Here is a 13,554-nt window from a genome sequence, read left to right as displayed (position 1 = left end):
GCAATGCGTCGCGCCGGGACAACCCATTGCGTTGATTGAGCTACTTTGTATGGGCCGATAGACGTCGCTGGCGGCGTTTTGATGGCTGACGTATTCTTCGCGGTTCTTTGGGTCGACTGACCCGCAAAACTGCTTTTTCCTACGTGTTTTTCCGGAGTTCGCTGAATGTCTGTCGGTTGGCTGCGCGCCTGTGCGCTTGTGGTGTTGGGGCTTTTCAGCGTTACGGCGCTGGCCAAGGAAAAAACCGCGATCGTGATCGGCGGCGGCCTGTCGGGCCTGACCGCGGCTTACGAACTGCAGAACAAGGGCTGGCAGGTCACGTTGCTGGAAGCCAAGCCGAGCCTGGGCGGTCGCTCGGGCATGGCCACCAGCGAGTGGATCGGCAACGACAAGGCGCAGCCGGTGCTGAACAAGTACGTCTCGACTTTCAAGCTGAGCACCACGCCGGCCCCTGAATTCGTGCGTACCCCGGGTTACCTGATCGATGGCGAGTATTTCTCTGCCGCCGATCTGGCCACCAAGCAACCGGCTACCGCGCAGGCGTTGAAAACCTTCGAGAAAACCCGTGACGATCTGGCGCGCTCAATCGACGATCCGCAGAACCCGGCGGCGACCAACACGTTGCACGCACTGGACCAGATCAACGTGTCGAGCTGGCTCGACAAGCAGAACCTGCCTGCCACTGCGCGTCAGCTGATCAACCAGGATATCCGCACCCATTACGACGAACCTTCGCGTCTGTCGCTGCTGTACTACGCACAGCAAAGCCGTGTTTATCGCGGCGTGTCCGATCGTGACATGCGCGCTTCGCGTCTGGTGGGTGGCAGCCCGGTGCTGGCCCAGGCCTTCGTCAAGCAACTGAAAACCATCAAGACCAGTTCGCCGGTGTCCGCGATTGTCCAGGACAAGGACGGCGTGACCGTCAAGGTCGGCAGCGTGGGCTATCAGGCAGACTACGTCGTACTGGCGGTGCCATTGCGTGCCCTCGACAAGATTCAGCTGACCCCGGCCCTGGATGCACAGCACCTGGCCGCGATCAAAGGCACCAACTACGGCTGGCGTGACCAGATCATGCTGAAGTTCAAGACGCCAGTGTGGGAAAGCAAGGCGCGGATGTCCGGCGAGATCTACAGCAACACCGGTCTGGGCATGCTGTGGATCGAGCCGGCCCTGAAGGGCGGCGCGAACGTGGTGATCAACCTGTCCGGCGACAATGCCCGGGTGATGCAGGCGTTCGGCGACAAGCAGATGGTCGATCAGGTGCTGATTCGTCTGCACGCGTTTTATCCACTGGCCCGTGGTGCGTTCACCGGTTATGAAATCCGCCGCTACAGCACCGATCCGTCGACTGGCGGTTCGTACCTGGCCTTCGGTCCTGGCCAGATCAGCAAGTACTGGCGCCTGTGGGAGCGTCCGCTGCAGCGCGTAGCGTTTGCTGGCGAGCACACCGACACCCTGTATCCGGGCACCCTGGAAGGCGCGTTGCGCACCGGTCAGCGTGCGGCCAGTCAGGTTGAAGACCTGGCGGCGGGCAAATCCTTCCAACCGATCAAGGTCGGCCCGGCGGCCACCACCGCAGCAGCGGCGGCAGGCGCAGCGGGTGCGGCCACGGCGGCGAAGAAAGGTAACTTCTTCACCAACCTGTTCGGTGGTTCGGATGACGAGAAGAAACCAGCGCCTGTGAAAGCCCCCGAACCAGCACCTGCTCCAGCCGCTCCAGCGCCTGCACCGACTCCGGCACCTGCGCCAGCCCCGGTTGAAGCGCCGAAGCCAGCGACTCCGGTGAAAGCCGAGCCAGCCAAGAAAGCGCCAGCCAAGCCAGCAGCGAAGAAACCTGCGGCCAAGACCGAGGCGAAAAAAGCCCCGGCCAAACCTGCAACGAAAAAGACTGAACCGGCGAAGAAGCCAGCGGCCAAACCGGCGGCGACTCCGGCGGCAAGCACCGATACCAAAGCGCAGTAAGGCTTTGCGGTGAATGAAAAAAGCGCGGCTTTCATGCCGCGCTTTTTTATTGCCTGTGAAACAGCAAGCATCCTGTGTTTGCTCGTTCGCCAGCTAATCTCCCGTCACACTTTTCACCTTTAATCTTTCCTTAACTCCCCTGTCCAAGACTCTTGATCGTATTTCTCGATATTTCAAAGCGAAATTTTCCGCTTTAATTCGATAGATAACTCGCTAGTCTTGGTTCGCAGTTCTCACAGGATTTGGGCAATGCAGCTACGTAATTCTTCTTCGCGCTACGGTTGGGTCAGTATCTTCATGCACTGGGGTGTGGCGTTGGCGGTCTTCGGACTGTTCGCGCTCGGTCTGTGGATGGTGGGGCTGGATTACTACAGCACCTGGCGTAAAGAGGCGCCGGATCTGCACAAGAGCATCGGGCTGGTGCTGCTGGCTGTGATGGTGTTGCGGGTGCTGTGGCGTTTTGTCAGCCCACCGCCGCCAACGCTGCAGAGCTACAGCCGCATGACCCGCATCGGCGCAAAGTTTGGCCACGGGTTTCTGTACCTCGCGCTGTTCGCCGTGATGATTGCCGGTTACCTGATTTCCACCGCAGACGGTGTCGGGATTCCGGTGTTTGGCCTGTTTGAAGTTCCTGCACTGGTTTCCGGACTACCGGATCAGGCAGATACCGCCGGTGTGATTCATCTCTGGCTGGCATGGGCGCTGGTAATTTTTTCCGGCCTTCATGCGTTGGCAGCATTGAAGCACCACTTTATCGATCGTGATGCGACCCTCACTCGAATGCTCGGTCGCAAAGCCTGAAGCTCAACCTCGACTCAAAGGAAAACAAAGCATGTTGAAAAAGACTCTGGCCGCTCTGGCAATCGGTTCTGCCGTGCTGTCCGCCAACGTAATGGCTGCTGACTACACCGTCGACAAGGAAGGCCAGCACGCCTTCGTCGATTTCAAGATCAGCCACCTGGGCTACAGCTACATCACCGGTACCTTCAAGGACATCAGCGGCAAGTTCAGCTTCGATGCTGCCAAGCCTGAAGACAGCAAGATCGAGTTCGACGTGAAGACCGCCAGCGTGTTCACCAACCACGCCGAGCGTGACAAGCACATCTCCAGCAAAGACTTCCTGGACGTGGGCAAATACGCTGACGCCAAGTTCGTCTCCACCAGCGTCAAGTCCACCGGCAAGAACGCCGATGGCAAAGACACTGCCGACGTGACCGGTGACCTGACCCTGCACGGCGTGACCAAGCCGATCGTGGTCAAGGCCACTTTCCTGGGTGAAGGCAAGGATCCATGGGGCGGCTACCGTGCCGGCTTCGAAGGCACTACCAGCATCAAGCGTTCTGATTTCGGCAAGATGATGGACCTGGGTCCACAGTCTGACAAAGTCGACCTGTACATCTCGTTTGAAGGTGTGAAAGCGAAGTAATTTTCGCCAGCCCTGCAAAAACGCCCCCGGTCTTGCGACCGGGGGCGTTTTTTATTGCCTTGTTGAAACTCAGCGATTGCGGGTCAGCAAGGCCGGTTTCTCACCGCGTGGACGGCTTGGCAGTTGATCCAGCTGCTCAGGCGTCGGGAAGCGGTCGGCTTTCGATTCCTTGTGCATGATCTTCGGGCCACTGCTGCGAGGGTTCTGCACGGCAGGCTCGGCGCGTTGCTGATCGTCACGGGCCGGGCGGCGGTTGCGCGAGTTTTCGTCGCGACGACCCTGACCGTCACGCGGGGCTCCGTTGCGCGGGCCGTTGCGCTTGCCCGGCGGGGTGCCGGTGCTCGAACCGTTGCTGTTGCGCGGGCCGTTCTGACGACCTTGCGACTGGCCGCCGCGTGGAGCGCCGGACCCTGCGCCTTGCGCCGGAGCGCCAGGGCGACGGCCACGACCGCCGGCAGGTGCCTGCTTCGGCACGTAGTCAACGCGGTTACCGAAGTTATCGATATCGTCGTCGAGGAACTCGTCCGGAGCACGGTCAGCAGCGGCGCGTGGCGGCTGGCTCGGCTGGCGCTGTTCGCGGGCGGGGGTGCCTTCGCGTGGTTTCTGCTGACGGGCTGGACGCTCGCCACGTTCACCGGCCGGTTTTTCCTTGCCCTTGTCCTTCCCTTTGTCCTTGCGACCGCCACCACCGCCACCGCCATTCGGGCCGTCGCCACGCGGGCCACGACCGTTGCGCGGGTTGCGCATGTCCGGACGCTCGCGTACTTCAGGCTTCTCGGCCTCGATGGTGCTGGCATCGAAGCCCATCAGGTCGCCGTCGGCGATTTTCTGCTTGGTCATGCGTTCGATGCTTTTCAGCAGTTTTTCTTCGTCCGGCGCCACCAGCGAGATCGCCTCACCCGAGCGACCGGCACGGCCGGTACGGCCGATACGGTGCACGTAGTCTTCATCGACGTTCGGCAGTTCGAAGTTGACCACGTGTGGCAACTGGTCGATGTCCAGGCCGCGAGCCGCGATGTCGGTCGCTACCAGAATGCGCACTTCACCGGCCTTGAAGTCGGCCAGGGCTTTGGTGCGGGCGTTCTGGCTCTTGTTGCCGTGGATCGCCACAGCCGGCAGGCCGTGTTTGTCCAGGTACTCGGCCAGACGGTTGGCGCCGTGCTTGGTGCGGGTGAACACCAGCACCTGTTCCCACGCGCCGGCGGTGATCAGGTGAGCCAGCAGCGCACGCTTGTGGCTGGCCGGCAGACGGAAGACGCGTTGTTCGATGCGCTCGACCGTGGTGTTCGGCGGCGTCACTTCGATGCGTTCCGGGTTGTGCAGCAGCTTGCCGGCGAGGTCGGTGATGTCTTTGGAGAAGGTCGCCGAGAACAGCAGGTTCTGGCGCTTGGCCGGCAGACGCGCGAGGACTTTCTTCACGTCATGGACGAAGCCCATGTCGAGCATGCGGTCGGCTTCGTCCAGCACGAGGATTTCAACGTGGGACAGATCGACGCTGCCCTGGCCGCACAGGTCGAGCAGACGACCCGGGCAGGCAACCAGAACGTCTACCCCACGGGACATGGCCTGAACCTGCGGGTTCATGCCGACGCCGCCGAAGATGCAGGCGCTGACGAATTTCAGGTCACGGGCGTAGATCTTGAAGCTGTCGTGTACCTGGGCTGCGAGTTCGCGGGTCGGGGTCAGGACCAGTACGCGCGGCTGGCGCGGGCCGTGGCGCTGGGATTTGTCCGGGTGACCGTTGGGGAACAGCCGCTCCAGGATCGGAAGGGCGAAACCGCCGGTTTTACCGGTACCTGTCTGTGCCGCAACCATCAGGTCGCGACCTTGCAACACGGCGGGAATGGCCCGCTGTTGCACCGGAGTAGGCTCGGTATAGCCCGCGTCTTCGATAGCGCGGACCAAAGCCTCGGAGAGACCGAGGGAAGCAAAGGACATGAGTAATCCTGTTTTAGTTAGGGCTTGGCCCAATGGGAGTCTTGCCTGGCGCGAATGGCGTTTAAGAGGACGCAATCCCGTCCGGTCCTGCTGCGGTACCGAAGGCACGTCCGGAGCGCTCGCGCGGGCTGAAAAGCTGCGCTGTAGCGGGTCGGGAGGCCTGTAACGGTTCCGGGCGTCCGGGCGTGAGCCTGGCGGGAACGCCGGAGTATAACAGAGCAATCACTGCGCGCCGCTTTCCTGCTGCTCAACGGTTTTGCCGCTGGCGGTAGCGCTGTTCGAGGGTTTGGCCGAAACCGGCGCCGCGCCATAGCGCGCGCTCAGTTCGGCGTAGGCCGGTTCGCGCTTGAAACGCTTGAGTTCGGCGCCGAAGCGCTGCACCAGCAAATCCATCCCGGCATTGCGCCGCACGGCCAGAAACTGGCTCTGGCGACTGATGACCGTGGGGTTCTCGGTGATCTGGTTGCGGATGTTCAATTCGTCGAGCAAGTGCTGCCCCACACGGCGGTCGGTGATCAACAGATCGATGCGCCCGCGCACCAGTTTGCCGAAGTTGGCTTCATGGGTCGGTGCCGGTTCCCGGTTGAACAGGGGCGATTCGCTGAAGTCCGGACTGTACAGATAACCCGGCGAGGTGCCGACGGTCAGACCCTTGAGGTCCTCCAGGGTGCGGAACGGATGCGGCCGCTCGTTGGCGTAGAACATCACGAACTCCACGTCCGACAGGGGTTCGCTGGGATAGAGCAGAGTGGCATCGCGTTCGTCGCTGTGAAAGATGTCCAGCGCACCGTCCGCCTGACCGGTTTCGAGCATTGACAGGCAGCGTTTCCAGGGCAGGAACTGCCACTCGACGTCGATGCCCAGACGCTTGAACACAATGGCAGTGGTTTCGAAGTCCAGGCCAAGCTTCTTGCCGTCGGCTTCGTACACGTACGGCGCCCAGGGTTCGGTGACGATACGCAGCTTCTCACCTCGAGCCGCAAAGCTCAGGCAAGCAAAAACCAGCACGGCGAATAACTGCGTGATCAAAGGCATGACTTGAGATTACGACGAGAAACGCCAAAGAGCCAGAAACCGGCTGCAGAAGCTCTGTTTCGGGCCTTGGAAGCAAAAGATCGCAGTGACGACAATTGCGCAGGAGCTGTCGAAACTTGCGATCTTCTGTTGTTGCATGAAGCGTTCAGCTTGAGACGTACAGCGGTATCAGCGCGGCAGCTTCAGGTTGTTCCAGATCGCCAGGCTCGGTTCGGCCTGGTTCATGGAATAGAAGTGCAGGCCAGGCGCACCGCCTTGCAGCAGGCGTTCGCACATTTCGGTGACGACCTGTTCGCCAAAGCGCTGAATGCTTTGGCTGTCATCGCCGTAGGCTTCCAGCTGCTTGCGGATCCAGCGCGGGATTTCCGCACCGCAGGCATCGGAGAAACGCGCGAGTTTGCTGTAGTTGGTGATCGGCATGATCCCCGGCACAACCGGAATGTCCACGCCCAGCGCCTGCAAACGGTCGACGAAGTAGAAGTAGCTGTCGGCGTTGAAGAAGTACTGGGTGATCGCGCTGTCGGCGCCGGCACGGGCCTTGCGCACGAAGTTGGCGAGATCGTCTTCGTAGTTGCGCGCTTGCGGATGCATCTCCGGGTAGGCGGCGACTTCGATGTGGAAATGATTGCCGGTCTCTTCACGAATGAATTCAACCAGCTCATTGGCGTGACGCAGCTCACCGCTGGTCATGCCCATGCCGGACGGCAGGTCGCCACGCAGGGCAACGATGCGCTTGATGCCGGCAGCCTTGTACTCGTTCAGCAGGCCGCGCAGGTCGTCCTTGCTGTCGCCGACGCACGACAGGTGCGGGGCAGCGGGTACTTTGACTTCGCTCTCCAGCTGCAGCACGGTGTTCAGCGTGCGGTCACGGGTCGAACCGCCCGCGCCGTAGGTGCAGGAAAAGAAGTCAGGGTTGTAGGTGGCCAGCTGACGGGCAGTGGCGAGCAGTTTTTCATGCCCAGCATCGGTCTTGGTCGGGAAGAACTCGAAGCTGTAGCGACGTTCTTGGGACATGGGAAATACCCTTGGAAACACGAAGCCTGTGAGGCTTGCACCGCCGATGTGGGAGCGGGCTTGCTCGCGCAAGCAGTGGGTCAGGCAACATCAATGTTGAATGACATTCCGCTTTCGCGAGCAAGCCCGCTCCCACAGGGAGAGCAGGCCGCCGCGTCAATCAGTAGCGGTAAGCGTGCGGCTTGAACGGGCCTTCGACGGTCACGCCGATGTAGTCAGCCTGTTGCTTGGTCAGTTGAGTGACCACGCCGCCGAAGCCGCGAACCATTTCCAGGGCCACTTCTTCGTCGAGTTTCTTTGGCAGTACTTCAACGGTCAGGCGCTCGGCTTTCTGGGCTGGCGACAGGTCGGCGTACTTCTGGCCGAACAGGAAGATCTGGGCCAGAACCTGGTTGGCGAACGAACCGTCCATGATGCGGCTCGGGTGACCGGTGGCGTTGCCCAGGTTCACCAGGCGGCCTTCGGCCAGCAGGATCAGGTAGTCGTCGTTCTGTGGGTCGAACGAGCCAGCACCGGTACGGTGGATCTTGTGTACCTGTGGCTTCACTTCTTCCCATGCCCAGTTCTTGCGCATGAAAGCGGTGTCGATTTCGTTGTCGAAGTGACCGATGTTGCAGACAACGGCGCGCTTCTTCAGGGCTTTGAGCATGTTGGCGTCGCAAACATTGACGTTGCCGGTGGTGGTCACGATCAGGTCGATCTTGCCCAGCAGCGCTTTGTCGATGCTCGCTTCGGTGCCGTCGTTGATACCGTCGATGAACGGCGAAACCAGTTCGAAACCGTCCATGCAGGCTTGCATGGCGCAGATCGGGTCAACTTCGGAGACCTTAACGATCATGCCTTCCTGACGCAGGGACTGGGCCGAACCCTTGCCCACGTCACCGTAACCGATGACCAGCGCTTGCTTGCCGGACAGCAGGTGGTCGGTACCGCGCTTGATGGCGTCGTTCAGGCTGTGACGGCAGCCGTACTTGTTGTCGTTCTTGGACTTGGTCACCGAGTCGTTGACGTTGATGGCAGGGATGCGCAGTTCGCCCTTGGCCAGCATGTCCAGCAGACGGTGTACGCCGGTGGTGGTTTCTTCAGTCACGCCGTGAACGCGGTCCAGAACCTGCGGGTATTTCTTGTGCAGCAGCTCGGTCAGGTCGCCGCCGTCGTCGAGGATCATGTTGGCGTCCCATGGCTGGCCATCCTTCAGGATGGTCTGCTCCAGGCACCACTCGTACTCTTCTTCAGTCTCGCCTTTCCAGGCGAAAACCGGAATGCCGGCAGCAGCGATGGAAGCGGCGGCCTGGTCCTGAGTCGAGAAGATGTTGCAGGACGACCAGCGCACTTCGGCACCCAGGGCAACCAGGGTTTCGATCAGCACGGCGGTCTGAATGGTCATGTGGATGCAGCCGAGGATTTTCGCGCCCTTGAGCGGCTGCTCGGAAGCGTACTTGCGGCGCAGACCCATCAGGGCCGGCATTTCCGATTCGGCGATGATGGTTTCGCGACGGCCCCAGGCAGCCAGGGACATGTCGGCGACTTTGTAATCGTTAAAATCGGCAGGCGTGATAACAGCGCTCATGAAGAGCCTCCATTCGTAATGTATGCGAATGGGCGCCGTTGTGCGTTTAGTGTCCGGCCTGAGCCAGTCAACGCCCCATCCGAGCCTGACAGGTTGAACCTGCTGCAGCGCCCCTCGGACAGGTGGCGGGAAAACGGTATCAAGTGAAGGTTACCGTTTTGAAACGGGGGCGATTATAGCCGTCTGGACTGATCTTCCAAAGGGTTTCTGTCGGCCAGATGAAGATCGCCAATCGCGACCATAGTAGAAGCCTCATGGAGCATGACCGCTCAGTCTGCCAAGATGGCGCCATCATTCGGCAAGACGCTCAGGAGTGAAGATGAATTTCCACACCCGCAAGTGGGTAAAACCCGAAGACCTCAACCCCAACGGCACCCTGTTCGGTGGCAGCCTGCTGCGCTGGATCGACGAAGAGGCCGCGATCTACGCCATCGTTCAGCTGGGCAACCAGCGCGTGGTGACCAAGTACATTTCCGAGATCAACTTCGTCAGCGCCTCGCGCCAGGGCGACATCATCGAACTGGGCATCACTGCCACCGAGTTCGGCCGCACCTCGATCACCCTGACGTGCGAAGTGCGCAACAAGATCACCCGCAAGAGCATCCTGACGGTCGAGAAGATGGTCTTCGTCAACCTCGGCGAAGACGGCTTGCCGGCGCCGCACGGGCGGACCGAGATCAAGTACGTCAAAGACCAGTTCAAGGAAGACGAACTCGTCACCAAGTGATATCGGCGGTGCGCCCTTCGCGAGCAAGCCCGCTCCCACATTAGACCGCGTGCTCTACCGCAACTCGGTCAACTGTGGGAGCGGGCTTGCTCGCGAATGCGGTTGTGCAGTCACCGAAGATTTATCTGGCTACTGAACAGCCATGAACCGCAGGGGTCGTAGCTAAAAGCCCCTCTACGGTTCCCACGCCATGACCACGCCAACAGACGGCAAGACCCCCGACCTCTCGGCCAAAGAGCAGCACGAAGTCGAGAAAAGCCAGCCGCCCCGGGCGGCGGTTCTGCATGAAATCATCCGCACCCAGGGCGACCAGGAGCTGGAGCGCAGTATTGCCGCGCTCTGGTGGTCGGCGCTTGCAGCCGGGCTGACCATGGGCCTGTCGCTGATGGGCATGGGCCTGCTCAATTCGCGATTGCCCGAGGGCGACGAGTTCAAGGTGATCGCCAGTTTCGGCTACTGCGCAGGCTTTCTTGCGGTGATTCTCGCCCGCCAGCAACTGTTCACCGAAAACACCCTGACCGCCGTGCTGCCGGTGATGACTAAACCGACCCTGGCCAATTTCGGCCGCCTGATCCGGCTCTGGACGGTCGTGCTGTTCGGCAACCTTTGCGGCACGATTCTGGTGGCCTACGTGATGTTGGAACTGCCGATCTTTGACAGCAAGACCGACATCGCCTTCCTCGAGATCGGCCGCAAGGTCATGGAGAACCATGCGAGCCAGATGTTCGCAAAAGGCATCGTTTCCGGCTGGATGATCGCCACCATGGTCTGGATGATTCCGTCCATGGAGAGCGCGAAGATGTGGATCATCATCCTCATCACTTATCTCATGGCGCTCGGCGATTTCACCCACATCGTGGTGGGTTCGGCTGAAGTGTCGTATCTGGTGTTTGCCGGCGAGTTGCCGTGGAGTGATTTCTGGATGGTGTTTGCCGGGCCGACGTTGGCGGGGAATATCATCGGCGGCAGTTTCATCTTCGCCCTGATCAGCCACGCGCAGATTCGCAGCGAAAGCGGAAAACCGAAAGCGTCTGCGGATCAGGCTGAAAAGCCCGATCCGCAGCGGATCAAGCAATGATCAGTGGTGCGCAGGTTCGGCAGTGGTTACCGGTTCATCACGGGTGGCGTGCTTGACCAGTTTGCCGATGGTCAGGCCCTGCAACAGGATCGACGACAGCACCACGATGTAGGTGATGCTCAGCAGCAGGTCGCGCTCCGGACCCAGCGGCAGGGCCAGGGCCAATGCCACCGAGACCCCGCCGCGCAAACCGCCCCAGGTCAGGATCCGGATGGTGCCACGCGGCACCGTGCGCCAGCGGCGCAACAGAACAATCGCCGGGGCCACGGTGAGCAGGCGCGATAGCAGAATCGCCAGCGCCAACAGGCTCGCCGCCGCCACGTGCAGCCAATTGAACGGCAGCAGCAACAGTTCCATGCCGATCAGCGCGAACAGCAGGGCGTTGAGCATGTCATCGAGCAATTCCCAGAAACCGTCCAGGTATTTGCGCGTCATGTCGTTCATCGCCAGGTTACGCCCCAGGTTACCGATGATCAGACCGGCGACCACCATCGCAATGGGCGCCGAAACGTGCAGCTCGGTGGCCATCGCCGAGCCGCCGATGACCAGCGCCAGGGTCAGCATGACTTCGATCTGGTGCTGCTCGATGCTCTTGATCATCAGGTACACCAGATAACCGATCAACCCGCCGAACAGCACGCCGCCGATGGCTTCATGGGCAAACAGCATGGCGGTGGCGCCGACGGTCGGGGTCTCACCCAGTTGCGCGATACCCAGCAACACGGTGAACACCACCACGGCAGTACCGTCGTTGAACAGCGACTCGCCGACAATAGTGGTTTTCAACGGCTTCGAGGCGTTGGCGGTACGCAACACGCCGAGCACCGCGATTGGGTCGGTCGGGGAGATCAGTGCGCCGAACAACAGGCAGTAGAGGAAGCTCACGTGCCAGCCGAACAGGGCGAAGATGTAGTAGGCGAGGCTGCCGATCACGGCGGTGGCGATCAGCACGCCGAAGGTCGCCAGCAGGCCGATGGGCCAGCGATAGCTGCGCAAGTCATTCAGGTTGACGTGCAGGGCGCCGGCGAACAGCAGGAACGACAACATCCAGTTCATCAGCAGATCGCCGAAGTCGATCTGGCCGATCAGTTGCTGCACGCGTTCTTCGAGACCGGGATAACCGAGCAGGCTCAGGCCTTGCAGCAACAGGGAAAACATCAGCGCGGTAACCATCACGCCGATGGTGGGCGGCAAGCCGATGAAGCGGAAATTCACGAAGGTGAGGAGGGTGGTGAGGCAAATGAAAGCGGCGACAAGTTCAAGCATCCGGGGTCCTTTGGATGGTGGGTGAAAAGACAGCGCACCTGTTCATGGGCGCAAGGGTTGGATGGGTAGACACCGGGTGGGGGCACAATTGTGTGTCCCGGGCAGGATTTTTATGGCATTTGTCTGTGCGCAACCGGGTGTGGCGAGGTCGCTTGACGTATAAGCAGCGCCTGACACATCGCGAATCAAAGACCTGAACAAATGGCTCGGGTTCAAAAACAAGAATGAAGGAGTGACACGTGCTGGCGACAGCTCTGGTGTTGGTGGCGGCACTGTTGCACGCCGCGTGGAATACCTTGATCAAGTTCAGCGCCGAGCGGTTGCTGGTGGTGGCCTGCATGGACACCGTGGCGCTGCTGTTCGTGGCGCTGGCGTTTCCTTTCATCAGCCTGCCGCCGCCGGAAATCTGGCCGTGGATTCTGGCTTCGGCAGCGTTCGAACTGCTTTATCGCTATCTGTTGATTCAGGCCTATCGGGTCGGCGACCTGGGATTGGTCTATCCGTTGATGCGCGGACTGTCACCGTTGGTGGTGCTGGCGCTGACCCTGATCTTCGCCGGCGAAGTGCTGACCACGCAGCAGATCTTCGGAATCATGCTGATCCCGCTGGGCATGGCCTGCCTGCTCTGGCAGGGCGGCGGCGGGAAACATTTGCCATGGTCGATGCTGCCGGTGGTGGCGCTGATCGGGTTGTGCATCGGCTGCTACACCTACATCGATGGCCAAGCTTTGCGGCGCTGGTCGCATCCACTGGATTACCTGGTCTGGGTCACGCTGCTCAGTGCCTGGCCGTTCCCGATGCTGGCATGGGTCGCCAGGCGGCCGGCGTTCCTGCTGTTCTGGCGTGAACAGTGGAAACTGGGACTGGCGGTCGGGTTCTGCGTGTTGTTCAGCTACGCTCTGGTGCTGTGGGCGATGCAACTGGGATCAATTGCCGAAGCGGCGGCATTGCGTGAAATCAGCGTGATTCTGGTGGTGCTGTTCGGCATGCGCTACCTGAAAGAACCTTTCGGCCGGCCACGGCTCTTAGCCTGTGGGCTGGTGCTGATCGGCATGCTGGTGATGAAGTTCTGACCCGCCAACACTCTAAAAACTGAAGAAGGACGGCGTTATGACGGTGGCTTTGTGGTGCGTTTTCATTGCGATCTTTCTGCCCTATGTGTGCACGGGCGTGGCCAAGGCTGTCGGTGGTTATCGGCTGAGCGACAATCACGATCCCCGGGATTTTCTCGAAAGCCTGAATGGCGTGGCGCGGCGGGCCCATGCGGCGCAACTGAACAGTTTTGAAGTAACGCCAGCCTTTGCGGCGGCGGTGATCGTTGCGCATCTGGTGGGCACGGCAGAGTTGGTAACAGTGAATGTGCTGGCGGTGTTGTTCATCACCAGTCGCTTGCTGTACATCATCTGCTATCTGGCGGACTGGGCGATTCTGCGGTCGCTGGTGTGGTTTGTCGGAATGGGGCTGATCGCCAGTTTCTTCTTCGTTTCGGTCTGAAACTGAAAAGATCGCAGGCTGACGAGGCCTGCGATCTTTTGCGT

Annotated in this window: 12 protein-coding genes and 1 riboswitch; of the genes, 7 read left to right on the top strand and 5 right to left on the bottom strand. The window is 60.6% G+C overall.

Annotated features, from left to right (window positions below; genetic code table 11):
- Window positions 1-165: 165 nt before the first annotated feature.
- From ACSPX5_RS21675 to ACSPX5_RS21665, 3 genes are all read left to right on the top strand, one after another.
- Window positions 166-1,962 carry a flavin monoamine oxidase family protein gene (locus ACSPX5_RS21675; RefSeq protein WP_439820228.1) on the top strand — a complete coding sequence of 599 codons (1,797 nt, stop codon included), beginning with the start codon at window positions 166-168 and terminating at the stop codon, window positions 1,960-1,962.
- Between the two features lie 249 nt (window positions 1,963-2,211).
- The gene (locus ACSPX5_RS21670) at window positions 2,212-2,763 is read left to right on the top strand and encodes a cytochrome b (protein WP_439820227.1); all 552 of its coding nucleotides are present in this window, start codon (window positions 2,212-2,214) and stop codon (window positions 2,761-2,763) included.
- A 31-nt stretch (window positions 2,764-2,794) separates the two neighbouring features.
- Complete coding sequence (locus ACSPX5_RS21665; protein WP_169432275.1) at window positions 2,795-3,388, top strand: YceI family protein; 594 nt, start codon at window positions 2,795-2,797, stop codon at window positions 3,386-3,388.
- Between the two features lie 69 nt (window positions 3,389-3,457).
- Here the strand turns inward: ACSPX5_RS21665 and ACSPX5_RS21660 are convergent, their stop codons facing one another.
- From ACSPX5_RS21660 to ahcY, 4 genes are all read right to left on the bottom strand, one after another.
- A complete protein-coding gene (locus ACSPX5_RS21660; RefSeq protein ID WP_439820226.1) occupies window positions 3,458-5,326 on the bottom strand; it encodes a DEAD/DEAH box helicase in 1,869 nt (622 codons plus the stop codon).
- Window positions 5,327-5,548: 222 nt separating this feature from the next.
- Window positions 5,549-6,361, bottom strand: coding sequence for a substrate-binding periplasmic protein (locus ACSPX5_RS21655; RefSeq protein WP_439820225.1), 813 nt, complete (start codon window positions 6,359-6,361; stop codon window positions 5,549-5,551).
- Between the two features lie 168 nt (window positions 6,362-6,529).
- On the bottom strand, window positions 6,530-7,375 hold the full coding sequence (gene metF, locus ACSPX5_RS21650; RefSeq protein ID WP_085731601.1) for a methylenetetrahydrofolate reductase [NAD(P)H]: 846 nt from the start codon (window positions 7,373-7,375) through the stop codon (window positions 6,530-6,532).
- 160 nt (window positions 7,376-7,535) lie between these two features.
- A complete protein-coding gene (gene ahcY / locus ACSPX5_RS21645) occupies window positions 7,536-8,945 on the bottom strand; it encodes an adenosylhomocysteinase (protein ID WP_323159786.1) in 1,410 nt (469 codons plus the stop codon).
- Window positions 8,946-8,968: 23 nt separating this feature from the next.
- Window positions 8,969-9,067, bottom strand: a riboswitch (S-adenosyl-L-homocysteine riboswitch).
- Window positions 9,068-9,264: 197 nt separating this feature from the next.
- Between ahcY and ACSPX5_RS21640 the strand changes: the two genes are divergently transcribed.
- The gene (locus ACSPX5_RS21640; protein WP_003229043.1) at window positions 9,265-9,672 is read left to right on the top strand and encodes an acyl-CoA thioesterase; all 408 of its coding nucleotides are present in this window, start codon (window positions 9,265-9,267) and stop codon (window positions 9,670-9,672) included.
- A gap of 190 nt (window positions 9,673-9,862) precedes the next feature.
- Window positions 9,863-10,750 carry a formate/nitrite transporter family protein gene (locus tag ACSPX5_RS21635; protein ID WP_169432272.1) on the top strand — a complete coding sequence of 296 codons (888 nt, stop codon included), beginning with the start codon at window positions 9,863-9,865 and terminating at the stop codon, window positions 10,748-10,750.
- On the opposite strand, the gene ACSPX5_RS21630 is transcribed toward ACSPX5_RS21635, so the two are convergent.
- Entirely contained in the window at window positions 10,751-12,016 is a 1,266-nt protein-coding gene (locus ACSPX5_RS21630; RefSeq protein ID WP_207863773.1) for a cation:proton antiporter, read from the bottom strand.
- A gap of 239 nt (window positions 12,017-12,255) precedes the next feature.
- Here ACSPX5_RS21630 and ACSPX5_RS21625 point away from each other — a divergent pair, with 239 nt between their 5' ends.
- Window positions 12,256-13,089: an EamA family transporter gene (locus ACSPX5_RS21625; RefSeq protein ID WP_169432270.1), complete on the top strand. Its 834-nt coding sequence runs from the start codon at window positions 12,256-12,258 to the stop codon at window positions 13,087-13,089.
- Between the two features lie 37 nt (window positions 13,090-13,126).
- Complete coding sequence (locus ACSPX5_RS21620; RefSeq protein ID WP_065261838.1) at window positions 13,127-13,510, top strand: MAPEG family protein; 384 nt, start codon at window positions 13,127-13,129, stop codon at window positions 13,508-13,510.
- The last annotated feature ends 44 nt before the right edge of the window (window positions 13,511-13,554 follow it).

Origin of the sequence: Pseudomonas sp. HLG18 (genome assembly GCF_051903985.1) — a bacterium.
In the GTDB taxonomy this organism is placed as follows: domain Bacteria; phylum Pseudomonadota; class Gammaproteobacteria; order Pseudomonadales; family Pseudomonadaceae; genus Aquipseudomonas; species Aquipseudomonas fluorescens_BT.
Note: the sequence above shows the minus strand (reverse complement) of the source record. Positions and strands in the feature narration are given on the sequence as shown.

Bases quoted from the DNA above. Each gene is read 5' to 3' on its own strand.
- ACSPX5_RS21640 (WP_003229043.1), top strand. From the start codon at position 9,265: ATGAATTTCCACACCCGCAAGTGGGTAAAACCCGAAGACCTCAACCCC.
- ACSPX5_RS21620 (WP_065261838.1), top strand. From the start codon at position 13,127: ATGACGGTGGCTTTGTGGTGCGTTTTCATTGCGATCTTTCTGCCCTAT.
- ahcY (WP_323159786.1), bottom strand. From the start codon at position 8,945: ATGAGCGCTGTTATCACGCCTGCCGATTTTAACGATTACAAAGTCGCC.
- ACSPX5_RS21630 (WP_207863773.1), bottom strand. From the start codon at position 12,016: ATGCTTGAACTTGTCGCCGCTTTCATTTGCCTCACCACCCTCCTCACC.
- ACSPX5_RS21670 (WP_439820227.1), top strand. From the start codon at position 2,212: ATGCAGCTACGTAATTCTTCTTCGCGCTACGGTTGGGTCAGTATCTTC.
- metF (WP_085731601.1), bottom strand. From the start codon at position 7,375: ATGTCCCAAGAACGTCGCTACAGCTTCGAGTTCTTCCCGACCAAGACC.
- ACSPX5_RS21675 (WP_439820228.1), top strand. From the start codon at position 166: ATGTCTGTCGGTTGGCTGCGCGCCTGTGCGCTTGTGGTGTTGGGGCTT.
- ACSPX5_RS21635 (WP_169432272.1), top strand. From the start codon at position 9,863: ATGACCACGCCAACAGACGGCAAGACCCCCGACCTCTCGGCCAAAGAG.
- ACSPX5_RS21665 (WP_169432275.1), top strand. From the start codon at position 2,795: ATGTTGAAAAAGACTCTGGCCGCTCTGGCAATCGGTTCTGCCGTGCTG.
- ACSPX5_RS21660 (WP_439820226.1), bottom strand. From the start codon at position 5,326: ATGTCCTTTGCTTCCCTCGGTCTCTCCGAGGCTTTGGTCCGCGCTATC.
- ACSPX5_RS21655 (WP_439820225.1), bottom strand. From the start codon at position 6,361: ATGCCTTTGATCACGCAGTTATTCGCCGTGCTGGTTTTTGCTTGCCTG.